At 67.7% G+C, this 22771-nt stretch carries 22 protein-coding genes and 4 tRNA genes; 15 read left to right on the top strand and 11 right to left on the bottom strand.

Features of this window, described 5'->3' with window-relative positions; all coding sequences use genetic code 11:
• Positions 1–11: 11 nt before the first annotated feature.
• Positions 12–626 carry a TetR/AcrR family transcriptional regulator gene (locus tag NN2_RS19610; protein WP_063015389.1) on the bottom strand — a complete coding sequence of 205 codons (615 nt, stop codon included), beginning with the start codon at positions 624–626 and terminating at the stop codon, positions 12–14.
• 83 nt (positions 627–709) lie between these two features.
• Here NN2_RS19610 and NN2_RS19605 point away from each other — a divergent pair, with 83 nt between their 5' ends.
• Positions 710–1750 carry an aldo/keto reductase gene (locus NN2_RS19605; protein WP_063015388.1) on the top strand — a complete coding sequence of 347 codons (1041 nt, stop codon included), beginning with the start codon at positions 710–712 and terminating at the stop codon, positions 1748–1750.
• Between the two features lie 5 nt (positions 1751–1755).
• Here NN2_RS19605 and NN2_RS19600 read toward each other — a convergent pair whose 3' ends face one another.
• The 4 genes from NN2_RS19600 to NN2_RS19585 all read right to left on the bottom strand — a co-directional run bounded on the left by NN2_RS19600 (position 1756) and on the right by NN2_RS19585 (position 9097).
• A complete protein-coding gene (locus NN2_RS19600) occupies positions 1756–6045 on the bottom strand; it encodes a bifunctional nitrate reductase/sulfite reductase flavoprotein subunit alpha (RefSeq protein WP_063015387.1) in 4290 nt (1429 codons plus the stop codon).
• Between the two features lie 149 nt (positions 6046–6194).
• Positions 6195–6899: a demethylmenaquinone methyltransferase gene (locus tag NN2_RS19595; protein WP_063015423.1), complete on the bottom strand. Its 705-nt coding sequence runs from the start codon at positions 6897–6899 to the stop codon at positions 6195–6197.
• Between the two features lie 78 nt (positions 6900–6977).
• Positions 6978–7670, bottom strand: a complete 693-nt coding sequence (locus tag NN2_RS19590) for an SGNH/GDSL hydrolase family protein (RefSeq protein WP_063015422.1) — start codon at positions 7668–7670, stop codon at positions 6978–6980.
• A gap of 11 nt (positions 7671–7681) precedes the next feature.
• Positions 7682–9097, bottom strand: a complete 1416-nt coding sequence (locus NN2_RS19585) for an MFS transporter (protein WP_082857113.1) — start codon at positions 9095–9097, stop codon at positions 7682–7684.
• A 125-nt stretch (positions 9098–9222) separates the two neighbouring features.
• On the opposite strand from NN2_RS19585, the gene NN2_RS19580 reads away from it, so the two are divergent.
• Positions 9223–9852, top strand: a complete 630-nt coding sequence (locus tag NN2_RS19580) for a TetR/AcrR family transcriptional regulator (RefSeq protein WP_063015386.1) — start codon at positions 9223–9225, stop codon at positions 9850–9852.
• A gap of 48 nt (positions 9853–9900) precedes the next feature.
• Here NN2_RS19580 and NN2_RS19575 read toward each other — a convergent pair whose 3' ends face one another.
• Together NN2_RS19575 and NN2_RS19570 are read right to left on the bottom strand one after the other, a co-directional pair.
• Positions 9901–11040 (bottom strand): glycosyltransferase family 4 protein, encoded by a 1140-nt coding sequence (locus NN2_RS19575; protein ID WP_063015385.1) that lies wholly within the window; start codon positions 11038–11040, stop codon positions 9901–9903.
• A gap of 74 nt (positions 11041–11114) precedes the next feature.
• Positions 11115–11591 carry a DUF3592 domain-containing protein gene (locus NN2_RS19570; RefSeq protein WP_063015384.1) on the bottom strand — a complete coding sequence of 159 codons (477 nt, stop codon included), beginning with the start codon at positions 11589–11591 and terminating at the stop codon, positions 11115–11117.
• A 40-nt stretch (positions 11592–11631) separates the two neighbouring features.
• Between NN2_RS19570 and NN2_RS19565 the strand changes: the two genes are divergently transcribed.
• Positions 11632–12138: a DUF2505 domain-containing protein gene (locus NN2_RS19565; RefSeq protein WP_063015383.1), complete on the top strand. Its 507-nt coding sequence runs from the start codon at positions 11632–11634 to the stop codon at positions 12136–12138.
• Positions 12139–12201: 63 nt separating this feature from the next.
• On the opposite strand, the gene NN2_RS19560 is transcribed toward NN2_RS19565, so the two are convergent.
• The 3 genes from NN2_RS19560 to NN2_RS19550 all read right to left on the bottom strand — a co-directional run bounded on the left by NN2_RS19560 (position 12202) and on the right by NN2_RS19550 (position 14501).
• The gene (locus NN2_RS19560; protein ID WP_063015382.1) at positions 12202–12651 is read right to left on the bottom strand and encodes a VOC family protein; all 450 of its coding nucleotides are present in this window, start codon (positions 12649–12651) and stop codon (positions 12202–12204) included.
• A 9-nt stretch (positions 12652–12660) separates the two neighbouring features.
• Entirely contained in the window at positions 12661–13122 is a 462-nt protein-coding gene (locus NN2_RS19555) for a helix-turn-helix transcriptional regulator (protein WP_030516268.1), read from the bottom strand.
• Between the two features lie 98 nt (positions 13123–13220).
• Entirely contained in the window at positions 13221–14501 is a 1281-nt protein-coding gene (locus NN2_RS19550; protein ID WP_063015381.1) for a geranylgeranyl reductase family protein, read from the bottom strand.
• 375 nt (positions 14502–14876) lie between these two features.
• Here NN2_RS19550 and NN2_RS19545 point away from each other — a divergent pair, with 375 nt between their 5' ends.
• Both NN2_RS19545 and htpX read left to right on the top strand, forming a co-directional pair.
• The gene (locus NN2_RS19545) at positions 14877–15899 is read left to right on the top strand and encodes a polyprenyl synthetase family protein (RefSeq protein WP_030516270.1); all 1023 of its coding nucleotides are present in this window, start codon (positions 14877–14879) and stop codon (positions 15897–15899) included.
• A gap of 124 nt (positions 15900–16023) precedes the next feature.
• A complete protein-coding gene (gene htpX, locus NN2_RS19540) occupies positions 16024–16902 on the top strand; it encodes a zinc metalloprotease HtpX (protein WP_063015380.1) in 879 nt (292 codons plus the stop codon).
• Here htpX and NN2_RS19535 read toward each other — a convergent pair.
• Positions 16899–17390 (bottom strand): YajQ family cyclic di-GMP-binding protein, encoded by a 492-nt coding sequence (locus NN2_RS19535; RefSeq protein WP_030516272.1) that lies wholly within the window; start codon positions 17388–17390, stop codon positions 16899–16901. The genes htpX and NN2_RS19535 overlap by 4 nt on opposite strands.
• Before the next feature lie 163 nt (positions 17391–17553).
• Here NN2_RS19535 and NN2_RS19530 point away from each other — a divergent pair.
• The 10 genes from NN2_RS19530 to rplA all read left to right on the top strand — a co-directional run bounded on the left by NN2_RS19530 (position 17554) and on the right by rplA (position 22679).
• Positions 17554–17634 (top strand) — tRNA-Tyr (locus NN2_RS19530).
• A gap of 278 nt (positions 17635–17912) precedes the next feature.
• Positions 17913–17985 (top strand) — tRNA-Thr (locus tag NN2_RS19525).
• A 77-nt stretch (positions 17986–18062) separates the two neighbouring features.
• A tRNA-Met gene (locus tag NN2_RS19520) sits at positions 18063–18135 on the top strand.
• A gap of 46 nt (positions 18136–18181) precedes the next feature.
• Entirely contained in the window at positions 18182–18352 is a 171-nt protein-coding gene (gene rpmG, locus NN2_RS19515; RefSeq protein WP_011211653.1) for a 50S ribosomal protein L33, read from the top strand.
• A 219-nt stretch (positions 18353–18571) separates the two neighbouring features.
• The gene (locus NN2_RS19510; protein ID WP_063015420.1) at positions 18572–19642 is read left to right on the top strand and encodes a fused (3R)-hydroxyacyl-ACP dehydratase subunits HadA/HadB; all 1071 of its coding nucleotides are present in this window, start codon (positions 18572–18574) and stop codon (positions 19640–19642) included.
• 240 nt (positions 19643–19882) lie between these two features.
• A tRNA-Trp gene (locus NN2_RS19505) sits at positions 19883–19955 on the top strand.
• Between the two features lie 31 nt (positions 19956–19986).
• Positions 19987–20403 carry a preprotein translocase subunit SecE gene (gene secE / locus NN2_RS19500; protein WP_030516274.1) on the top strand — a complete coding sequence of 139 codons (417 nt, stop codon included), beginning with the start codon at positions 19987–19989 and terminating at the stop codon, positions 20401–20403.
• A gap of 141 nt (positions 20404–20544) precedes the next feature.
• A complete protein-coding gene (nusG, locus tag NN2_RS19495; RefSeq protein WP_063015379.1) occupies positions 20545–21366 on the top strand; it encodes a transcription termination/antitermination protein NusG in 822 nt (273 codons plus the stop codon).
• A gap of 70 nt (positions 21367–21436) precedes the next feature.
• Positions 21437–21871 (top strand): 50S ribosomal protein L11, encoded by a 435-nt coding sequence (gene rplK, locus NN2_RS19490; RefSeq protein ID WP_030516276.1) that lies wholly within the window; start codon positions 21437–21439, stop codon positions 21869–21871.
• 94 nt (positions 21872–21965) lie between these two features.
• Entirely contained in the window at positions 21966–22679 is a 714-nt protein-coding gene (gene rplA, locus NN2_RS19485; protein ID WP_030516277.1) for a 50S ribosomal protein L1, read from the top strand.
• The last annotated feature ends 92 nt before the right edge of the window (positions 22680–22771 follow it).

The raw sequence follows: 22771 nt of genomic DNA, 5'->3' as shown, positions 1-22771 counted from the left end.
CGTGTGGACACCTACTTCGGGTGAAACAGGCCTGCGGTGGCCGCTGCCGCCGCGGCGTCGGCGGCGGTCACCGCCACCGCATCGTCGATCGGGTCGCCGGAGATCAGGAAGCGGTAGTACAGCGGGGCGGAGACCGCGGAAACCACTGCGCGCGTATCGGTTCCGGGGGCGAGTTCGCCCCGTTCCATCGCGGCCGCGACGCACGGCTCCCATTCGGTGATCCGCACGTCGTAGAACCGGTGCAGGGCCGCGGTGGTTTCGGGGTCGCAGATGGCCGCGGCCACAAGTGCTTTGAACAGTGGCCCCTGACGTGGATCGGTCAGGGTGCGCGCGACGAGGCGAGCATTGGCGGTGAGGTCGCCGCGCAGCGATCCGGTGTCGGCATGCGGCAGTGAGGTTTCCGCCATGTCGGTGAGCAGGTCTGCCACCAGCCCGGCCGGGGTGCGCCAGCGGCGGTAGACGGTGGTCTTGCCGACCTCCGCGCGGGCCGCCACCTCGGCGAGGTCGAGTTCGGCGAAGCCGCGTTCGGCCAGCAGATCCCCGGCCGCGCGCAGGACGGACTCACGGACGCGGGCCGTGCGACCCCCCGGGCGCACCGAGCCGGGTGCGGCGGTGTCCGAGCTCATAACGGTCCTCCAGTTTCATTAGCGTCCGATCGAGTGTATCGTCTCCGCTATTAATGAAACTTCAGTTCCGTTAGGGGTTGATCATGGACTATCGTCGACTGGGCGCCTCGGGTCTGCTCGTTCCGGCTCTCAGCTTCGGGGCGGGCACCTTCGGTGGCCGCGGTGAACTGTTCGGCGCGTGGGGCGATACCGACGCCCAGCAGGCGCGCCGGATGGTCGATGTGGCGCTGGAGGCCGGCGTCACGATGTTCGACACCGCGGACGTGTACTCCGACGGCGCCTCGGAAGAGATTCTGGGCCAGGCGATTCGCGGCCGCCGGGATCGAGTTCTGCTGTCCACCAAGGCGGGCCTGCCCACCGGGCCCGGAGCCGCCGAGGCGGGATCGGGACGTTCCCGGCTCATCACGGCCGTCGATACCGCGCTGCGCCGGCTCGGCACCGACTACCTCGATCTGTTCCAGCTGCACGCCTTCGACGCCGCGACGCCGGTCGAGGAGGTGCACGACACCCTCGCTGATCTGGTGCGCGCCGGGAAGATCCGTTACCTGGGCGCCTCGAATTTCGCGGGCTGGCAGCTCATGAAATCGCTGGCGGCGGCCGACCGGGGCGGTCATCCGCGATACGTCGCCCATCAGGTCTACTACTCGCTCGTCGGCCGCGACTACGAGTGGGAGCTGATGCCGCTCGGCCGTGATCAAGGCGTCGGCGCGATGGTGTGGAGCCCGCTGGGCTGGGGCCGGCTGACCGGCAAAATCCGGCGCGGACAACCACTTCCGGCGGGCAGCCGGCTGCACCGCACCGCCGAGGCCGGACCGCCGGTGAACGACGAACTGCTCTACGACGTCGTGGACGTCCTCGACGAACTCGCCGCCGAAACCGGGAAATCCGTCCCGCAGATCGCCCTGAACTGGCTGCTCTCCCGCCCGACCGTCGCGACGGTCATCGTCGGCGCCCGCAACGAGGAACAGCTGCGTCAGAACCTCGGCGCGGTCGGCTGGCAGCTCGCCCCCGAGCAACTGGCCCGTCTGGACAAGATCAGCGCCGTGACGCCGCCGTATCCGTACTACCCCTACTACCGCTTGCCGGATTTCGCGCGCCTCAACCCGCCGATCGTCGCCGCGTAGCGCACTCAGTACACGTCGCGCACGTACCGCTTCTCCGCGGTCAGCTGCTTCTTGAAGGCCAGCGCCGCATCCTCGTCGAGGTTGCCGTGGATGCGGGCGATCTTCAGGAGGGCGTCGTCGACGTCGCGGGCCATGCGCGCGGCGTCGCCGCAGACGTACAGGTGGGCGCCGTCGCGCAACCACGCCCACAGCTCCGCGCCGTGCTCGATCATGCGGTGCTGCACGTAGATCCGTTCGCGCTGGTCCCGCGAGAAGGCGAGGTCGAGCCGGGTGAGGAAGCCCGAGCGGAACATGTCCTCGAGTTCGGTGCGGTAGTAGAAGTGGTCCTGGGCGTGCTGATCGCCGAAGAACAACCAGTTGCGCCCGCGGCATCCCAGCGCGCGGCGTTCGTGCAGGAAGCCGCGGAACGGCGCGATGCCGGTGCCCGGGCCCACCATGATCATCGGCGCGTTCGGATCCAACGGCGGCCGGAAATGCGGTGCGCGCTGCAGGAATACGGGTACGCCACCGGTTTCGTCCCGGTCGGCGAGGAAGGTGGAGCAGACTCCGCCGCGCGGGTCCTCGGCCGCGCCGTAGCGCACCACGCCGACGGTGAGCTGTATCTCGCGCGGACTCACCAGCGGGCTCGACGAAATCGAATATTGCCGCGGTTGCAGCTTTTTCAGCACCGAGAGCCACTCCACCAGATCGGCCCGCACGGGAAAGTCGCGCAGGACGTCGACGGCATGGCGATCCCACAGATAGCGGTCCAGTTCGTTGCGGTTGTCGCGGCGCAGCAGTTTCGCCAACTGCTGACCGGGATTGCGGGCGGCGATGAAGGACAGCAGATCGCCACTGATCTTGGTGATGTCGAAATGCGTGCGTAGTGCCGATTCCAGCGGCACGTCGCGGCCGTCGATCTCCACCGGCCGGGCGCCGTCGAGCCCGGTCGCCGCCAGCCAATTCCGCACGGCGGCAACCCCGTTCGAGGGCCATATGCCGAGGCTGTCGCCGACCTCGTAGCCGGCGTCCAGACCGCTCAGGTCGAAACCGAACTGCCGCACCTCCTTGCCGGATCCGGGCCGCGACAGGAGTTCGTTGCGGACCAGCGGGGCCAGGACCGGAGCGTTGCGGGTGAACGGCGCGGGGATCGAGCGGGGGGCGCGGGTGGGCGCGGGGGAGCGGGCCTCGACGCGGTCGAGCACGCGCACACCGAGCCCCGCGGGCGCGCCGGCACGACCGCCGCCGGTGGACGGCACTACACCCCCGGAGCCGCCGGACGTCTCGGCCACACCGCTACCGCTGGGCGCACCCACACCATGGTCGCCGGTGGGCGCATTCCCGCGACCGTCACCCAGCGCGGCGAGGACCGCGGCGGTCCACTCGTTCGACAGATCATCGTGATCCGGTTCGCTGTCGACGCGATCCAGCAAGCGGACACCGCCCCGTTCGGACAGCAGCCGATCCACCTTGCGGCCGTAACCGCAGAAATCGTCGTAGGAGGAGTCGCCGAGGGCGAAGATGCCGTACCGCAGATCGTTGAACCGAATCCCACTGTCCTGCAGCCGATCCCAGAAGTCGGCGGCATTGTCCGGTGGGCCGCCGTCGCCGAAGGTGCTGGTGACGAGCAGTACGTCACCGGTCAGCTCGGGCAGATCGCACGCGTTCATCTCGACCAGCCGGGGCGCGTGCCCGTGTTCGGCGAGCGCCGCCGCCACCGTCGCGGCCAATTCTTCGGCGGTACCGGTCTGGGAAGCCCACAGCACGGTCACCGGCCGTTGCTGTGGACCGACCGGCGCGGCGGGTGAGGGTGCTGCCACTGTGGCGCCGGGCGGGGAGCCCGCCGCCCGCGAGTACATCCCCGCCAGCAGCCCGTCGATCCACCAGCGGCTGCGGTCGGACAGCGGCGCCGATTCCGGGAGGACAGGCTGTCCCTGAACCGGAAGCGATTGCAGCGCGGCCAGATACCCGCCCAGATAGATCCGCTCCGCCTCGCTGAGCATGGGCGCGCGCGCGGAATCGAGTCCCAGCATGGCGGCGAGTGGATGCGATGCCGGCGCGCCGCCGGATGTGATCGGGCTGCCGCCCGCGGCGTCGACACGGTGGTCCGGTTCGGTGCCGCCCCGGTTGTCCTCGTCGATGCCGTCGCGGGTGTCCCGGGCGGGGCCGACGCGTCGCAGCGTCACCGCGCACACCTTGAATTCCGGCTGTAGCGAATCCTGATCCACGGCATCGTTGGTCACGGCATTGATCGTCAGATATTCGCCCTGCTCGTCGTTCCAGTGGAACGGTGCGAAACACGAACCCGGTCGCACCCGATCGGTGATCCGTACCGGCAGCACGGCTCGGCCACGGCGAGAAGCGATGTCGATCTGGTCGCCGGGACGCACATCCAGCGCGCGCGCATCGTCGGGATGCACTTCGAGAAACGGCGCCGGATTCAATTTGTTCAACTTCGCGACCCGGCCGGTTTTGGTCATCGTGTGCCATTGATGTTGGACGCGACCGGTGTTCAGGACGAAGGGATAGTCGTCGTCGGGCATTTCGGCGGCCGCCATATGCGGCCGGGGCCAGAACACGGCGCGGCCGCTCGCGGTGGGAAAGGCCGGCGCACCCGCATCGCCGGTGCGATAGCGAATCGGATTGCGGCGCTGCGCGGAATCGGCACAGGGCCACTGCATCGGCCCCTCGCGCAGTGCGGCGTAACTCATTCCGCTCAGGTCGTATCCGGTCGCCGGATTCGCGAAGCCACGGATTTCGTCGAAGATCTCGGCGCTGGAGCGGTAGTCGAATCCGTCGAAGCCCATCGCCGTCGCGATCCGAGCGATCCATTCCCAATCCGGCAGTGCCGCGCCGAGCGGATCCACCGAATGCTGCAGGAGGGTGACCGTGCGTTCGGAATTGACCATCACGCCGTCGGATTCGGCCCACAGCGCCGCCGGCAGCAGCAGATCGGCATAGGCATTGGTCGCGGTGTCGAGATAGGCGTCCTGGGTGATCACCAATTCCGCCGCCTCCAGACCGGCGATGACGGTTTTGCGATTCGCCACCGAGGCCACCGGATTACTGCAGATGATCCAGCACGCCTTGATGGTTCCCTCGGCCAGTTCCCGGAACATCTCGATCGTGCCGCGTCCGGATTCGGCGCGAATCGTGCCGGGCGGCAGGTGCCATGCGGTTTCGACGAAGCGGCGGTCGGCCTCCACAAGGGCACTGCGCTGGCCGGGCAAACCCGGACCCATGTAGCCCATTTCCCGCCCGCCCATGGCATTCGGCTGCCCGGTCAGCGAGAACGGACCGCTGCCGGGCCGGCAGATGGCGCCGGTGGCCAGATGCAGATTGCAGACGGCATTGGTATTCCACGTGCCGTGGGTGGACTGATTGAGTCCCATCGTCCACAGCGTCATCCAGTCACCGGCCGCGCCGATCCACGCGGCGGCGGTGCGAATATCGTCCGCGGCCAGTCCGGTGATCTCGGCGACGCGGTCCGGTGGATAGTCGGCGAGAAACTGCGGCATCGCCTCCCAGCCCTCGGTGTGCGCGGCGATGAATTCGGTGTCGATATCGCCGTTGCCGACTAGCAGGTGCAGCAATCCGTTCAGCAGCGCCAGATCGGTGCCGGGTCTGATCTGCAGGAAGAGATCGGCCCGGGCGGCGGTGTCGGTCCGCCGCGGATCCACCACGATCAGTTTGGCCCCGGCCTTGAGCCGATCGGCCATGCGCAGGAACAGAATCGGATGACAGTCGGCCATATTCGAGCCGATCACGAAGAACAGATCGGCACGGTCGAGGTCGTCGTAGGAACCCGGCGGGCCGTCGGCGCCCAGCGATTGTTTGTATCCGGTGCCCGCGCCGGCCATGCACAGCCGTGAATTGGATTCGATATTGATCGTGCGCAGGTAGCCCTTTGCGAGTTTGTTCGCCAGATACTGCGCTTCCAGCGACATCTGCCCGGAGACGTAGAGCGCGACGGCATCGGGACCGTATTCGTCGACGATCGCGCGCAACCGCTGTGCCGCCTGCCGCACGGCCTCCTCGACGGCCAGTTCGACCGGTTCCCGTCCGCGCTGGGGCCGGTGCAGGGCGGTCGTCATCCGCCCGGGCGCACGCATCAATTCGAGGTGGGTGGCGCCTTTGGTGCACAGCCGCCCGGAGTTGACCGGATGCAGTTTGTCGCCGCTCACCTTCGCGATGACGGGTGCGCCGGCGGCGTTCCGCTCGGTCTGCACCGTGATGCCGCAGCCCACGCCGCAGTAGGAGCACGCGGTCCGGACGGTGCTCGTGGAGTTCTCGGCGCTCGACACATCCCCGATGATGGCGAGCCGCCGTTGCGACGGATTTACCGAACGTTATCGGCAGATGACGAAAATCCTCACCACTTCGGCATCTGCACGGTGAGATTTCCGGTTCACGCCCGGTCGGGCGCCGTTTCCGCGGGCGAGACCACGGCGTGCGGTGAGCTACTTCACCCCAGTTTGTAACCGCGATGCAGTGCGACGATGCCGCCGGTCAGATTGCGCCACTGCACCGACGACCAGCCGGCATCGGCGATCCGCATCGCCAACTGCCGCTGATTGGGCCACGCCCGGATCGATTCGGCCAGGTAGACGTAGGCGTCCGGATTGCTGCTGACGGCCTCGGCGACCTTCGGCAGCACCTTCATCAGGTATTCCATGTAGATCGTGCGGAACGGCCCGAAGACCGGGGTGGAGAACTCCGCCACGACCAGGCGTCCGCCCGGTTTGGTGACGCGCAGCATCTCGCGCAGGGCGGCGTCCGGTTCGGAGACGTTGCGCAGGCCGTAGGAGATGGCGACCGCATCGAAGGAGTCGTCGGCGAACGGCAGGGCGGTGGCGTCGCCGTTCACCATCGGCACCCGGCGGAACCGCCCCGCCTCCAACATGCCCTTGGAGAAGTCCACGGCCAGGCACCAGGCGCCCGACTTCGCGAATTCGGCGGTGGAGACGCCGGTTCCGGCCGCCAGGTCCAGCACCCGTTCCCCGGGCCGCAGGGCCAGCGCCCGGCGGGTGGCCCAGCGCCAATAGCGGTCCTGCCCGCCGGTGAGCACCGTATTGGTCAGGTCGTACCGCTTCGCGACCCCGTCGAACATGGACGCGACCTCATGCGGTTGCTTGTCCAACGAGGCCCGAAACGACTCTGTCTTCGCCACGGAAGTGACCCTAGCGTCCGCCGCCCGGGGCAGGGACGCGGGCCGGTGCGCGATCACGGGGAGGATTGGGCGCCTGCGCTATTCGATCGTCCGGCTCGACAGTGCGTAGGTCAGATGCTTGACCATCTCGGTCGCCAGCACCGCCTGACCGGAGGTCGAGAAGTGGATGCGATCCGCGCTGAGCAGGTTGTCGCGATCGTTGACCGGGTGATCCCACATGTCGACGACGACCGCCCCGTAGTCGGCGGCGATTCGGCGGGTGAGGTCGTTCATGGTGCGAATTCGCTCTGGCCAGTCCGGAAACGCCGGTACGACATAGGCGCTTGCGAGAGTGAACGTCGTCAGCAGGGCGCCGGTGCCCGCCGCGACGTCGTACATTCGCCGCATCGCTGTGTCGATCTCGTCGAAGTCGGGATCGCGCCGCGTGATGTCGTTCGGACCGCACGGCAGATGCAGCAGGTCCGGACGGAAGTCCACGATGCGGTCGAGTTGGCGGGCCGAGGTCTGCGCCGTGGTGGCCCCGACCTTCGCCGTACAGAGATAGCGCAGGTCCGGGCGTACGCGCCGCAGTACTTTCACGAGTCGCTCGGGCCAGCCCGCGTTCGAGTAGCCCGGCGTGGGATCGCCGACGCCGGCCGACAGACTGTCGCCGGCCACGGCGAATCGTCGCCACGGCACATCGAACAGCAATGCGGCCGCGGTGGTCTCGGAGAGGCAGAACGGATCGGATTCCTCGGCCGTGGCGGCGGAGGTGATCGGGGGATTCGACATGATGACCTGCTTCATTTCGAGCGACGGGCACGAGGCGTGATCCCGAATGCCGTTGCCACGCCGACGACGGCTACGACCGCGACGAACAGCCAGCCGTGCCGGAAAGCGGTCACCATCCGGTCGGTGGTGTCGAGCGATCCGAGCAGCGCGATCAGCACCGCGACGCCCAGGACGTAGCCGAGTTGGCGGGCGGTGTTCACCACGGCGCTGCCGGTGGCCGACCGTTCCGGCGGCAGATCGACGGCGGCGGAGGCGATCATCGTGGGCAGGGCGAGACCGATTCCGATGCCGGAGATCACCCACCCCGGCAGAACCGCGGTCGCGTACTGCACCGGAGTGGCGGCTGTGAACAGCACCAGCAGGACGCCGGCCGCGAACAGCGCATTGCCCAGGGCCACAACGACTCCCGCCGGTATCCGCCGGATCAGTCGCTGGCTTACGGCGGCGAAGATCGGCACCATGATCGGGCCGGGGACGATGGCGAGCCCGGTTTCGATCGTGCCGAAACGGGCCGCGTTCTCGAGCCACAGCGTGATGCTCAGGAACCACGCCCCGAATGCCGTGCAGAAGGCCAGCACGGTGGCGTTGGCCCAGGCGAACGTCGGCACCCGGAACAGGTCCGGCGGCACCACCGGATCCGGATGCCGGCGCATCCGCAGCACGAACAGGACCGCGCCGAGCACCGCCACGGCCGATGCCGTCCACGTCGCGCCGCCGGTCCACGCATCGCTTTCGACCAGCGCCAGCGACAGCGCCCCGATCGCCACGATCAACGCCACCACCCCGAGCAGATCGGGCACGCGGGCGGAGGTGCGCTGCGCGAGATTCGGCACCAGCCATACGGCCGCGAGCCCGGTCACCACACCCACCGGCAGATTGATCAGAAAGACCCAGCGCCAGGAGATCTCGACCAGCGCTCCGCCGACCACCGGGCCGCAGGCCGCGGCGAACGAACTCGTCGTGGCCCAGATCTTCACCGCGCCCGGCACCCGCGCCGGCGGCAGCACCGTGAGCAGCAACCCCAGACCGGCCGGTGTCAGGGCCGCGGCGCCCACCGCCTGCAGCAGCCGGAACGCCACCAGCGCCCACAGCGTCGGAGCCGCGGCACAGGCCACGCTCGCCGCGGTGAAAAGGCCGAGGCCGGAAAGGAATCCGGCCTTGCGGCCGAAACGATCGGAGAATCGGCCCGCCGGAATCAACAGGGCCGCGTAGACGATCGCGTAGCCGTTGAGCACCCAGCTCACATCGGCCAGTGACGATCCCCGGTAGGACTCGACGATCTTCGTGAAGGCCACGTTCACCACGAAGACGTCGAGCATCGCCACGAATGCGGCCGAGCACAGGATCCACACGATCGCCGTCGAACGGTCCCGGACCGGCGTGGATTCGTCCGCGGTCACGGACTGTTCGGCTGTTACGCCATCCATCAGGCATCCCTCCTCGTCACCATCGGCGGTGCCGTCGAGCGCCGATGTGGTCGAAAGAATACGGTCGACCGTATGTTTAATGCAATAGGTCGATTCGCGGCGATCGGTGACATACGATCGACCGTATGGTCGTATCCGAGGAGCGCGAGACAGCGGAAAGTGCCGATCAGCGGCTACGCCGCGGTGCGCGCTCGCGCCGCGCGGTGACCCGCCGTGCGATCGAGATCGCCTCGGTGGACGGACTCGACGGGCTGAGTTTCGGCCGGTTGGCCGAGGATCTCGAGGTCAGCAAGGCCGGCATCCAGACCCTGTTCCGAACCAAGGAGAAGCTGCAACTCGCGACCGTCGACGCGGCGCGGGAGGTGTTCGTGGAGACCGTCGTCCGTCCGGCGCGGGACGCCCCGGCGGGCATCGCGCGGCTTCGCGCCCTCGTCGACCGATGGATCGACTATGTCGAGCGCCCGGTATTTCCCGGCGGATGCTTCTTGGGCGCCAATCTGCCCATTTTCGACAGCCGGCCGGGGCCGGTCCGCGACGCATTGCGCGAACAGCAGCGCGACTGGGTCGCCGTTCTGGCAGCGCAGTTCCGGCGCGCGGTCGACGCCGGCGAGATCGCCGACGTGGATCCCGAGTCGGCCGGCTTCGAGGTCGCGGCCGTCCTGAATGCCGTCAACGTCGCGTTGCGCCTCGGCGACGACGACAGCGTGGCGATGGCACGAGGGGTCATCGACCGTCTGCTCCGGAAGGCAGCCTGAACCGTCGGGCGCGCCGGGTCGTCTCGGGATCGCCTGCGATACGGCGTTTCACGCGCTGCGGTGCAGAGCTTCCTGCCCGCCGATCACCTCGTGATAATGCCCCATCAACTCGGTGCAGATCGCGGGCCAGGTGCGGTGCAGCACCGATTTGCGTGCCGCGCCGGCGAATCGGGCTCGCAACGCCGGATCACGAAGCGCCGCAACCGCACTCGGCAGCAGTTCCGCGAAGCGGTCGACGGGAAGCAGATATCCGTTGCGGCAGTGGGCGATCAGATCGCGCGGACCGCCGGCATCGGGTCCGATCACGGGAGTGCCGCAGGCCAGCGCCTCCTGCACGCCCTGGCAGAAGGTCTCGTGCTCGCCCGGGTGAACCATCAGGTCCAGGCTCGCATAGGCCTGGGCGAGTTCGGCGCCGCCGAGTTCGCCGGTGAAGACGGCCGTCGGCAGCAGGCGTTGCAGATGCGCTCGCTCCGGTCCGTCGCCGACCACGACCAGCCGGATATCAGGATCGTTCGCCAGCGCGGCGAGACGTTCGACATGTTTCTCCGGCGCCAACCGGCCGACGAATCCGACCACCAGGCGGTCGCCGTCCGCCCACCGCGCGTGCACGTCGGCGTCGCGTGCGCCGGGTGTGAACCGCACGGCATCCACGCCACGGGCCCAGCGGTGCACGCGGGCGATGCCGTGCCGCTCGAGGTCGTCCATCGCCGCTGTCGAGGGCGCCAGGGTGCGCGCCGCGCGATTGTGGATGCGCCGCGTCCACGCCCACGCCGCCCGGTGTGCCGCGCCCAATCCGTAGCTGGCCGCGAATCCGGCGACATCGGTCTGATACACGGCCACGGCCGGCAGATCCAGGCGCAAGGCGGCCGCCGCACCCCCCGCACCGAGCAGAAACGGCGAGGCCAGATGCACCACATCGGCATCGAAATCCTCGATCGCCGAGGTCAGCAGCGGTTGCGGCAGGCCCACCGGGAGTGAACTGACCCGGGGCACCATGACCGCCGGCACCCGGATCACCGGAAAGCGGCTGTACGAGCGAGGTGCCGCGGCCTGGCCGCGGGGAGTGTCCGGGGCGATGACGAGCGCATCGTGTCCGTTGCGGTCCAGGTGGGCCAGGACCTGCAGCACGGAGTTCACGACACCGTTCATATTCGGCAGAAACGATTCGGAGACGATCGCTACACGCACACCTGCAGTGTGCGATGCGCGGCACGCCAGGACACCACACCCATGTGACGTATGTGCGAAGTTCGGGCGAACAGCTAGCCGGAGGTGCGCACCGAACGGCGCTCGAAGCGGCGCACCACCAGCAGCACCGGCAGCGCCACCACCCACACCACCACGATCACCGACAGCGCCGGAATGACCGCGACCCGGGCGTCGCGCCCGGCGACCCGGACCAATTCCGGGTCGCTGCGGCTGTATTCGACATTGATCCGCTCACCGGCGGTGAGTTTGGTGGGATACAGCACCCCCACCTTCGGATTGTGTGTGACACCGTCCGGCGTCACGTAGGTGACCGCGGAGCGCAGCCGGCCCGCCGACAATACTTCCGCGCTGGTCACGCCCTTGTCGGAGCTGATCAACATGTCGTCGCGCCAGGCCGCCAGCACCAGCAGTACGGCCAGCACGCTCACCGCGGTGGCGATCACCACGAGGGTGATCCGGGTCCGGCGCAGCCGAGGCGAACCGGCAACGGCTCGGCGCTCGCGCGCAGCAGACTCGGTGGTTTCCGACACCGCAACAGGCTATTGCATGCTTCCGATAGCGTGTGCGCTCATGTCCCGAAACTTCCGCTTCACCGTGTCATACACCGTCCCGGTCGAGGAATTGCACCGGGCGCTCACCAGCGACGAATTCTGGCAGGCCCGCTTCGAGGGCGCACAGACCGCGACCATCGAACTGGCGCACCCGAACGGGCCCGGCACCATCCATCTGCGCATGACCGAGACGGCCCGCCAGGATAAGGTTCCAGCCATCGTCCGCAAGGTGCTCAAGGCCGAGCTGGTGCTCGAACGCACCGACGACTGGGGTCCGCTGGAGGGCAATTCCGCTGCGGGCACCTTCTCGGCGACCTCCTCGGGCATCTCCTCCGAGATGACCGGCAAATACCTGCTGCGGGCCGCGGGCACCGGCTCCGAACTGGAGGTCAGCGGCAGCGTGAAGGTGAAGGTGCCGCTGGTCGGCGGGGCCATCGAGCCACTGGCCGAACAGTTGCAGCACCGAGTGGTGAACAGCGAGCGCAAATTCGTCGAGCAGTACTTCGCCGCCAAATCCGGGACATAGATCCGGCACATCGCGGAAAGTGGGTGCGAGCAGCGCGGCCGCTCGCACCCGTCGCACGATCGGCTACTGCGCCCCCGGACCGAAAGCGCCGCCGTCGAATTCACGCTGTTCGACCAGGACGAGCCAATTTCCGGAGTTGTCGCGCAGCACCGCTTCCACGCCGTACGGGCGCTCGGCGGGCGGCTGCACGAAGTCGACGCCCTTGGCGGTGAGCTCCTCGTAGGCCTTCTGGCAGTCCTCGGTGCGCAACCCCAGCGCGCCCATGGTGCCGTTGCCGAGTGAGCGGCGGATCGCCTCGGCCATCGTCTCGTCGAGCGGCGGCCCCGGCACCATCAGCGTCACCTCGAGTTCGGGGTGATCCGGTTGGGCCACGGTGACCCAGCGGAAACCGTTGTCGCCCATGGAGATATCGGCGGTTTCCACGAAGCCCAGCTTGTCGATGTACCACTGCTTGGCCGCGGACTGATCGGTCACATACACGGTGACCAGCGATACGTTGGTGATGGTCGTCATGAGCTCAGGCTATGAGCCCGCGGCGCCCGCCGGCTTCTCCGAAATTGCGCCACCGGGATCGGGCGCGGGCTCCGGCGGTTTCCGATCGGAGAGCCCGTGCATGAACACATAACACCCCGGAATGCGCGGGACTCCGTCCGCCGCGAATTTCGCCTGATAGGCCGACGGCGTCATCCCCACCAGTTCGGTGAATTTGCGGCTGAACGAGCCCAGGCTGGTGTACCCGACCAGCATGCACGCCTCGGTCACGGTGATGTTGGTGGCGCGCAACAGGTCCTGCGCGCGTTCGATGCGCCGCTCGGCCAGATACAGCGCGGGGGTGCGGCCGTAGGTGGCGGCGAAACAGCGCAGGAAATGATATTTCGACACCCCGGCGGTCGCGGCCAGCTCGTCCACGTCGAGGGGACGGGCGTATTCGCGATCCACCAGATCCCGCGCCCGGCGCAGATGCGGCAGCAGGTCCTCCGGCACCGACGGCGTTCGATCGCGACGCGGACGCGCCCCGCCGCGGTCGTTCTCGCTGCGACTGTCCACGCTGCCTCCTGCCCGCCCGTCGGCGCCGCGTATCGCTAGCTGAACGGCGCCGGATCGTCGAAACGCAGCGATGCCCGGCCCGCCGCCCGCCAGGCCCTGGCAGTGAGGTCGGCATCCTCCTCGTCGACGAGATTGCCCATCACCCGCACGGCCGTGCGCTGCAGCAGCGCCGAGCGCATCACCGGCGGTCCGCCGGTCGGCACCATCCGCGGGTGGGTGGCCAGCGCCGCGATCCGGCGGGCCACCGAGAAGGTGCGCCCGTAGCGGGCCCGCAGCAGATCCGGCCACACCGTGGTCAGATCCGGTTCGCCGAGCAGTCCGGACAGCAGATGCCCGCCCTCGAGCCCGTAGTCGATGCCCTCGCCGTTGAGCGGATTCACACATCCGGCGGCATCGCCCACCAGCACCCAGTTGCGGCCCGCGATATTGGACACCGCCCCGCCCATCGGCAGCAGCGCCGAGGCGACGGCCCGCGCCTCGCCCTCGAACTGCCACTCCGGCCGGCGCAGCGAAACATAATGCTGCAGAAGCGGTTTCAGCGCGATATGCGAAGGTCGGCGTTCGGTGGCCAGTGAGCCGACGCCGATGTTGACCTCGCCGTTGCCGAGCGGGAACACCCAGCCGTAGCCGGGCACCAGACCGCCTTCGGCATCACGCAATTCCAGATGCGACGTGATCCATTCGTCGTCGCTGCGGGCGGAGCGGATGTAGGCGCGTGCGGCCACGCCGTAGGCGAAGCGGCGATGCCAGACGCGGCCCAGCAACTTCCCGACCGGCGAGCGCACCCCGTCGGCGACGATGAGGATGTCGCAGCGGATTTCCCGCGCGCCCGATTCGGTCTGCACGGTGACACCGGTGACCCGATCGTCCGCGCGCGCCACATCGACCACCCGCACTCCGTCGACCATGCGCGCACCCCATTTGACCGCGGTCTCGCGCAGTTTGTCGTCGAGTTCGGTTCGGGGAACGGCACTTCCGTAGGTGGGAAAGGACCCGCCCGGCCAGGGCAGCAGTGCCTCCCGGCCGAATCCGGCCATCCGCAGGCCCCGGTTGACGGTATGCGCGCGCAGCCAATCGCCGAGCCCGAGCGCCTCCAGTTCCGCGGTGGCGCGCGGCGTCAATCCGTCGCCGCAGGTCTTGTCCCGGGGGAAGACCGCGGAATCGGTGAGCAATACCTCGCGCCCCGCCCGCGCCGCCCACGCCGCCGCCGCTGAACCGGCCGGTCCCGCACCCACCACCAGCACCTCGACGTGCTCGGGCAGGACGGTGCCGCCCTCCCGTTCCGGTGCTGTCGAACCGCCGTGAGCTGAACCCATAGCCCAATAGTGGCAGAGGTGCAGCTCCCGGTTCGCTCGGGCGGCTTTTGGGCCGAGCCGATCGGTAGGGGCCGGGAGACCACTACCCGGGTGAGCGCTGAAGAGATTCCGTCGAACCAGGTAGCCGCTGCCGACTTCTGGGTATGCACTTCCGGGACGGCGCTCCAACCCAGTTTTCGGCCCGCCTCGATTTTGGACCGACGGAGCGAGGGAGCGCAGCGACTGAGCGGAGGAGGGAAAAATCGAGGCCCAAGGGGCCGAAAACCCGCCGGAGCGAAGCGGAGGCCACAGGCAGAGTGACGGTGTTCATGGGAGCGGGGAGGGCAACACGCTAGGTTCTTCGGTGTGGGGACGGACGCGGCATTGGGAGAAGACATGAGTGCATCGGCTGTGAGCGATGAAAGCACCGTGGTTGCCGGGGTCGATCTCGGCGATCCCGAGCTCGCGGCGACCGTGCGCAACGGGCTCGACGAGGTGGAGAAGCTGCTGGTCAGCGAGCTCTCCGATGGGGAGGACTTCCTGCTGGAAGCCGCGCTGCACCTGGCGCGTGCCGGCGGTAAGCGGTTCCGGCCGCTGTTCACCATCCTCACCGGCCAGCTCGGCCCGCGCCCGACCGACCCCGATCTGATCACCGCCGGCACGGTGGTGGAACTGGTGCATCTGGCCACGCTCTACCACGACGACGTGATGGACGAGGCGTCCATGCGCCGCGGCGCCCCCAGTGTGAACTCCCGATGGGGCAACAGCATCGCCATCCTCTCCGGCGACTACCTCTTCGCACACGCCTCGCGGCTGGTGTCCACCCTCGGCCCGGACGCGGTGCGCATCATCGCCGAGACCTTCGCCGAACTGGTCACCGGTCAGATGCGGGAAACCTTGGGCGCCAAGAAATCTCAGGATCCGGTCGAACACTATCTGCGGGTGGTGTGGGAGAAGACCGGCTCGCTGATCGCCGCGTCGGGGCGCTTCGGCGGCACCTTCTCCGGCGCGAGCCTCGACGACGTCGAGCGGCTGGCACGCCTGGGCGACGCCGTCGGCACCGCTTTCCAGATCTCCGACGACATCATCGACATCTCCTCGGTATCCGAGCAGTCCGGTAAGACGCCAGGCACCGACCTGCGCGAGGGTGTGCACACCCTGCCGGTGCTGTACGCGCTGCGCGACGAGGGCGCCGAGGGTGACCGGCTGCGCACGCTGCTGGCCCGGCCGCTGGAATCCGACGACGAGGTCGCCGAGGCGCTGGAACTGCTCTCGCGCTCGCGAGGCATGGTGCTGGCCAAGCAGAAGCTGCAGGGCTACGCCGATATCGCGCACGCCGAACTCTCGGCCCTGCCGCAGGGGCCGGCCAACGACGCGCTGGAACGCCTGGTCCGATACACCATCGAGCGGGTCGGCTGAGCCTTCCGTCGCGGCGGCCGACGGGGTGCCCGGACAGCCGGTTCGCGCTGGTGTGATCGATATCGCAGCGCGGAGAGCCGGACCGCGGGCGGAACCCGAGTTCGCCGCCGATCGTTGATCCGACATGCATGGTTACGCGAACGGTTTGAAGACCTTCGGGCTGATGGTGGGCCTGTCGGCACTGATCGTGTTCGCAGGTGCGATGTTCCGCAGCCCCACGATTCTGATCATCGCCATCCTGCTGGCCGTGGGCATGAACGCCTACGCCTATTTCAGCAGCGACAAGCTGGCCCTGCGGGCCATGCACGCGCAGCCGGTATCCGAACTCGAAGCGCCCGTGATGTACAAGATCGTGCGCGAGCTGGCCACCACCGCGCGCCAGCCCATGCCGCGGCTGTACATCAGCCCGACGAACGCGCCCAACGCGTTCGCCACCGGTCGCAACCCGCGCCATGCGGCGGTGTGCTGTACCAGCGGCATCCTGCAGATCCTCGACGAACGGGAACTGCGCGCGGTGCTCGGCCACGAACTGTCGCATGTCTACAACCGCGACATCCTGATCTCCTCGGTGGCCGGCGCCCTCGCCGCGGTCATCTCCGGCCTCGCCAACCTGGCCTTCTTCGCGAGCATGTTCGGCGGCGGCAGCCGCGACGGTGAAGGCCCGAACATCCTCGGCGTGTTGTTGGTCTCACTGCTGGGCCCGATCGCCGCCACCCTGATCAAACTCGCCGTCTCCCGCTCCCGCGAATACCAGGCCGATCAGGACGGCGCCGAACTCACCGGCGACCCGCTGGCCCTGGCCTCGGCGCTGCGCAAACTCGAACGCGGCACCCAGGCCGCGCCGCTGCCGCCCGAGCCGCAGCTGACCGCGCAGTCACACCTGATGATCGCCAACCCCTTCCGGGCGGGCGACAAGATGGCGCGCTGGTTCTCCACCCACCCGCCCATGGGCGAACGCATCCAGCGCCTCGAGCACATGGCGGGCGGGCCCCGCAGGTACTAGCGGTAGTTGACGAACTGCAGGGCCACGTCCAGGTCCGCACCCTTGAGCAGGGCGATGACGGCCTGCAGATCGTCGCGCTTCTTACCGCTGACCCGCAGTTCGTCGCCCTGGATCTGCGCCTTCACGCCCTTGGGGCCCTCGTCGCGGATCTTCTTGGCGATCTTCTTCGCGTTCTCCGGGGAGATGCCCTGGACCAGGGTTCCGGTGATCTTGTAGGTCTTGCCGGAGGCCGCCGGCTCGCCCGCGTCGAAGGCCTTCAGCGAGATGTCGCGGCGGATCAGCTTCTCCTTGAACACCTCCAGCGCCGCCTTCACCCGTTCCTCGGATTCGGCCGACAGCACGATCTTCTCTTCACCCGACCACTCGATGCTCGCACCCGTGCCGCGGAAGTCGTAGCGGGTGTTGAGCTCCTTGGCCGCCTGGTTGAGGGCGTTGTCGACCTCCTGCCGGTCGACCTTGCTGACGACATCGAATGACGAATCGGCCACGCTGCGCTCCTGTCTGACGGCTCACATTTCACCCGGAACTCCGGTAGGGAACTTTCTACCCCGGCCGCCGCGCAGCGGTCACGGCACCCCCGCTGGCCAGCCGGTTTGCATCCGGGCGCCCTGGTCGTTGTATTCTGCTCTGCGCGCTGGCAACAGTGCGAAAGGCGGATTGCCCGAGTGGCCAAAGGGAGCTGACTGTAAATCAGCCGCGCAAGCTTCGGAGGTTCGAATCCTTCATCCGCCACCCTCTCAGGGCCCTCCCTAATCGGCGAGGGCCCTCTTCTTGTTCGAGGGTGATTTGTGGGGGCCCGGCCCCCACACCCCCACGCCGGAGGGGCTTCGCCCCCCGGACCCCCCTTCCAGCCGGTGGCGTTTCTCGTGTCGGTTGCGTTCCCGAGCGTTCGTCGCAGAAAATACGGCTCTTACCAGCTGGTTTGGTAACTTTGCCGGGGAGTGTGTAACCTCGTTCAAGGCTTCAGCGCCCCGGGTTCGAGCATTCGAGTTCGGAGCGAATGTAGCCATGCCCCCTTAGCTCAGTCGGCAGAGCGTTTCCATGGTAAGGAAAAGGTCAACGGTTCGATTCCGTTAGGGGGCTCGCCGGATTGCCGGTGGTGACCGACTCGGCACTCCACACAGAGCCGAACCTGGTTCCGCCCGCATTGCCGCGCATATGGCGGTGTAGCTCAGGCGGTAGAGCAAACGACTCATAATCGTTGTGTCGCCGGTTCGAGTCCGGCCATCGCTACCCATACTGATTGACCCTCTAGGTTGACCGGAAAGAAGGCATAATCGTGGCCGCGAAGTCCACCGATGTCCGGCCAAAGATCACCTTGGCCTGCGAGCAGTGCAAGCATCGCAACTACATCACCAAGAAGAACCGGCGCAACGACCCGGATCGTCTGGAGCTGAAGAAGTTCTGCCCGAACTGCGGCACCCACCGGGCGCACCGCGAATCTCGCTAGATCTCATCGCGTGCACGCTGCCGCGCGCGAAGTCGGCGCCCGGATTCAGGGAGGTCTGTCGATGACCTTCCCGGATATTCGTGGACCGCGCCGACCCATGCAGCACTCCATGCCGGAGCAGGTTTCCCGACCCGCTCCGGCATTTGCTGTACATGCGGTAGTTTCACGCTCCGCAGACTCCCGGTAGCGGAGTCAGATAGGGACCTACTCTCCGTGACAATCAACACCGGAACCGATGCCGTGGACGCGCAGACCGCCGACAGTGAACCGTTCGACCCCTCGGCCCACGCCGCCGCCATGGTCGGGCACCACTACCGCGTCGACGACTACTACGAGGTCGGGCGCGAGAAGGTGCGCGAGTACGCACGCGCGGTGCAGGACTACCACCCCGCGCACTGGGACGAGAGCGTCGCCCGCGACTACGGCCACGACGGCCTGCTCGCACCGGTGACATTCATCTCCCTGGTCGGCATCCTGGCTCAGCGCAAGCTGTTCGAGCAGGTCGTCACGGGTTACGACCTGAGCCAGATCATGCAGACCGACCAGATCCTGGAATTCCACCGCCCGATCCGGGTCGGCGACCAGCTCACCTGCGACGTCTACCTGCACTCGTTCCGGCAGGCCTTCGGCGGCGACATCATCGTCACCAAGAACATCGTCACGGCGCAGAACGACGAGCTGGTGCTCACCACCTACACCACCCTGGTCGGCCGCAGCGGCGGTGACGTCGATCCCAATATCGCCGACGCGGTCCGCAACATCCTCATGCACGGCATGGGTGAGGCCCCCGACCGTCCCACCGCCGAGCCGCCCATCACCGCGCCCCCGGTGCCGGTGACCACCGTTCCCGAGGTCACCGTCAGCAGCCACACGCGCTCGTTCGACAGCGTGGCCGTCGGCGACGAGCTGCCGACTCGCGTCGTCCGGCTCACCCGCGGCGATCTGGTGAACTACGCCGGCGTCTCCGGTGACGCGAACCCGATCCACTGGAGCGACGAGGTCGTGGCACTCGCCGGCCTGGACAACGTGGTCGCGCACGGCATGCTGACCATGGGCCTGGGCGGCGGATTCGTCACCTCCTGGCTCGGTGATCCGGGCGCGGTGAAGGAATACAACGTGCGGTTCACCAGCCCCGTCTACGTGCCCAGCGATCATCCGGCCGAGGTCGAATACACCGGCAAGGTGAAGTCGGTGGATCCGGAGAACCGCACCGCCGTGATCGCGATCGTCGCCAGATCCGGTGGCCGGAAGATCTTCGGACGTGCGACCGCGACGGTGCAGCTGGCATGATGGTCGGCGGGCCGGTAAGCCGCTTCGCGGTGGCGGACGGCCCGATTGGCTATCCGCCGGGGCGGTAACGTACACTCGGATTTCTGGGGTCGCCAGCCACTGCGCGCTGCTCTGAGGGGCTGGTTCCGGGCGGGTGACCGCCGGGGCCGGCACACCGGCGGAGCGGCGCGCGTGTTGTGTGGCCCCGGGTTGGCACAACTGAATAAGCACCGTGCTGGATGACATTGCGATTCCAGCCGAAGGGGCGTAGCTCAATTGGCAGAGCAGCGGTCTCCAAAACCGCAGGTTGCAGGTTCAAGTCCTGTCGCCCCTGCACTGGATGCCAGCGACGAGAGAGGGTTCACGTGAGCGACGAGCGGGACATTCGCCACGGCGCGCATGCCGCCGATGACGAAGACACCGCTGCGGTCAGCCGGCCGAGTGGTAAGCGGTCGACTCGCCGGGCTCGCGCCGGATCCTCCTCGGACACCGGCTCCGTCGCCACGATCGACCGTGGTGACAGCTCGGATTCGGCATCGCGTAAGGCGTCCAAGTCGGCGGGGAAGAAGAAGACCGCCGAACGCGGTAGGGGCAATCCCTTCAAGCGTCTGGTGAAGTTCCTGCGGGAAGTCATCGCGGAACTGCGCAAGGTGATCTGGCCCAACCGCAAGCAGATGGTCACCTATACAAGCGTTGTCCTGGTGTTCGTGATCTTCATGGTCGCGTACATCAGCGGGTTGGACCTGGCGTTCATCAAGGGTGTCAACTGGCTGTTCGGCTAGCTGACCGGGTGCGTCAGGAGCGGAGCCTGCGGAGCGACCCATGGGCGCTGCTAGCCGTCCGCCACGCGAGGACGGAAACCATCCGCCGGATTCACCTCCGGCGTAGTGGATGTACGTGACGACACAGGAAGCGAGTGCCCAGTGAGCACCCCGGAGAACGGCACAACCGACGAGTTCCCGGTCGACGACGAGGCGGCGGAGACGGCCGTCGACGAGGCGACCGTCTCGGACGGTACCGAGGCGTCCTCCGGCGAAGTCGAGGGCGACACCGATAACGACGAGACCGAGACCGGCGCATCCGCGGAGCCCGCGGCACCGGAAGAGCCTGCCGACCCCGTCGCCGAGATGAAGGCCGCGCTGCGTCGCGCCCCCGGTGACTGGTACGTCATCCACTCCTACGCCGGTTACGAGAACAAGGTGAAGACCAACCTCGAGACCCGCGTGCAGAACCTGGGCCTCGAGGACTACATCTTCCAGGTCGAGGTGCCGACCGAGCAGGTCACCGAGATCAAGAACGGCCAGCGCAAGAACGTGCAGCGCAAGGTGCTGCCCGGTTACATCCTGGTCCGGATGGATCTCAACGACGAATCGTGGGGCGCGGTCCGCAACACCCCCGGCGTCACCGGATTCGTCGGCGCCACCTCCCGTCCGTCGCCGCTGACGATCAACGACGTGGTCAAGTTCCTGGTCCCGGCCGAGCAGCAGCAGAAGAAGCCGGCCGCCGCCGCGGCGGGTGCCGCCGCGTCCACGTCGGAGACCGTCACCGAGGCCGCGTCCAAGCCGGCCATCGAGGTCGACTTCGAGGTCGGCGAGTCGGTCACCGTCATGGACGGCCCGTTCGCGACGCTGCCGGCCAGCATCTCCGAGGTCAACGCCGAACAGCAGAAGCTGAAGGTGCTGGTGTCGATCTTCGGTCGCGAGACCCCGGTCGAACTCGCCTTCACGCAGGTCGCGAAGATCTAAGACTTCCGGGGTTCCGCCCCCGGGACAGGCTTACGGAAGTCCGTAAGGAACCTAAACCAAGGAAAGAAAGATGCCCCCCAAGAAGAAGAAGGTCGCCGGGCTCATCAAGCTCCAGATCCAGGCCGGTGCGGCCAACCCGGCCCCGCCGGTGGGTCCCGCGCTGGGTCAGCACGGCGTCAACATCATGGAGTTCTGCAAGGCGTACAACGCCGCGACCGAGTCGCAGCGCGGCAACGTCATCCCGGTCGAGATCACGGTCTACGAAGACCGCTCGTTCGACTTCAAGCTGAAGACTCCGCCCGCCGCCAAGCTGCTGCTGAAGGCCGCCGGTGTGCAAAAGGGCTCCGCCGAGCCGCACCGCAACAAGGTCGCCACGGTCACCATGGACCAGGTCCGTGAGATCGCCAAGACCAAGCAGGAAGATCTGAACGCCAACGACATCGATCAGGCGGCCAAGATCATCGCGGGTACCGCTCGCTCGATGGGTATCACCGTCGCCGACTGACGGTCCTCGTCTCCGCCGGTGACCGGCGGGATGTGCGTGGGAGGGACGGCCAGTCCCGACAACCACTTCTGACTTACGAACAGGACAGAGAATCATGGCAAAACGAAGCAAGGCTTATCTCGAGGCGGCCGCCAAGGTCGACCGCTCCCAGCTCTACACTCCGCTGTCGGCCACCCGGCTGGCGAAGGAGACCGCGACCACGAAGACCGACGCGACCGTCGAGGTCGCCGTCCGTCTGGGCGTCGACCCCCGCAAGGCCGACCAGATGGTCCGCGGCACCGTCAACCTGCCGCACGGTACCGGTAAGACCGCGCGCGTCATCGTGTTCGCGGCCGGCGAGAAGGCCGCCGAGGCCGAGGCCGCCGGTGCCGACGCCGTGGGCGCCGAGGATCTGATCGAGCGCATCCAGGGCGGCTGGCTGGACTTCGACGCCGCGATCGCCACCCCGGACCAGATGGCCAAGGTCGGCCGCATCGCGCGTGTGCTGGGCCCCCGCGGCCTGATGCCGAACCCGAAGACGGGCACGGTCACCACCGATGTGACCAAGGCCGTCAACGACATCAAGGGCGGCAAGATCAACTTCCGCGTCGACAAGCAGGCCAACCTGCACTTCGTGATCGGCAAGGCCTCCTTCGACGAGAAGAAGCTGGTCGAGAACTACGGCGCCGCGCTGGAGGAGATCCTGCGTGTGAAGCCGTCGACCGCCAAGGGTCGCTACGTCAAGAAGGTGACGATTTCGACGAACACCGGACCGGGCATCCCGGTGGACCCGAACCGCACCCGCAACCTCACCGAAGAGGACGCGTAAGCGTAGGTAGCTTTCGAATCCGAAGGGCCGGTAGGGATTTCCCCGCCGGCCCTTCGGTATTTCGGGAATCGCGGCGGAGCAGAGGCCTGCAG

This window comes from Nocardia nova NBRC 15556 (genome assembly GCF_001613005.1).
Classification (GTDB): Bacteria; Actinomycetota; Actinomycetes; order Mycobacteriales; family Mycobacteriaceae; genus Nocardia; species Nocardia nova.
This window is presented reverse-complemented; position numbering and strand designations above follow the sequence as displayed.

Coding starts and splice junctions, on each gene's coding strand:
- NN2_RS19565 (WP_063015383.1), top strand. CDS start 11,632: ATGTCCCGAAACTTCCGCTTCACCGTGTCATACACCGTCCCGGTCGAG.
- NN2_RS19560 (WP_063015382.1), bottom strand. CDS start 12,651: ATGACGACCATCACCAACGTATCGCTGGTCACCGTGTATGTGACCGAT.
- rplK (WP_030516276.1), top strand. CDS start 21,437: ATGCCCCCCAAGAAGAAGAAGGTCGCCGGGCTCATCAAGCTCCAGATC.
- NN2_RS19605 (WP_063015388.1), top strand. CDS start 710: ATGGACTATCGTCGACTGGGCGCCTCGGGTCTGCTCGTTCCGGCTCTC.
- NN2_RS19580 (WP_063015386.1), top strand. CDS start 9,223: ATGGTCGTATCCGAGGAGCGCGAGACAGCGGAAAGTGCCGATCAGCGG.
- NN2_RS19590 (WP_063015422.1), bottom strand. CDS start 7,670: ATGTCGAATCCCCCGATCACCTCCGCCGCCACGGCCGAGGAATCCGAT.
- rplA (WP_030516277.1), top strand. CDS start 21,966: ATGGCAAAACGAAGCAAGGCTTATCTCGAGGCGGCCGCCAAGGTCGAC.
- htpX (WP_063015380.1), top strand. CDS start 16,024: ATGCATGGTTACGCGAACGGTTTGAAGACCTTCGGGCTGATGGTGGGC.
- NN2_RS19585 (WP_082857113.1), bottom strand. CDS start 9,097: ATGGATGGCGTAACAGCCGAACAGTCCGTGACCGCGGACGAATCCACG.
- NN2_RS19545 (WP_030516270.1), top strand. CDS start 14,877: ATGAGTGCATCGGCTGTGAGCGATGAAAGCACCGTGGTTGCCGGGGTC.
- NN2_RS19550 (WP_063015381.1), bottom strand. CDS start 14,501: ATGGGTTCAGCTCACGGCGGTTCGACAGCACCGGAACGGGAGGGCGGC.
- NN2_RS19610 (WP_063015389.1), bottom strand. CDS start 626: ATGAGCTCGGACACCGCCGCACCCGGCTCGGTGCGCCCGGGGGGTCGC.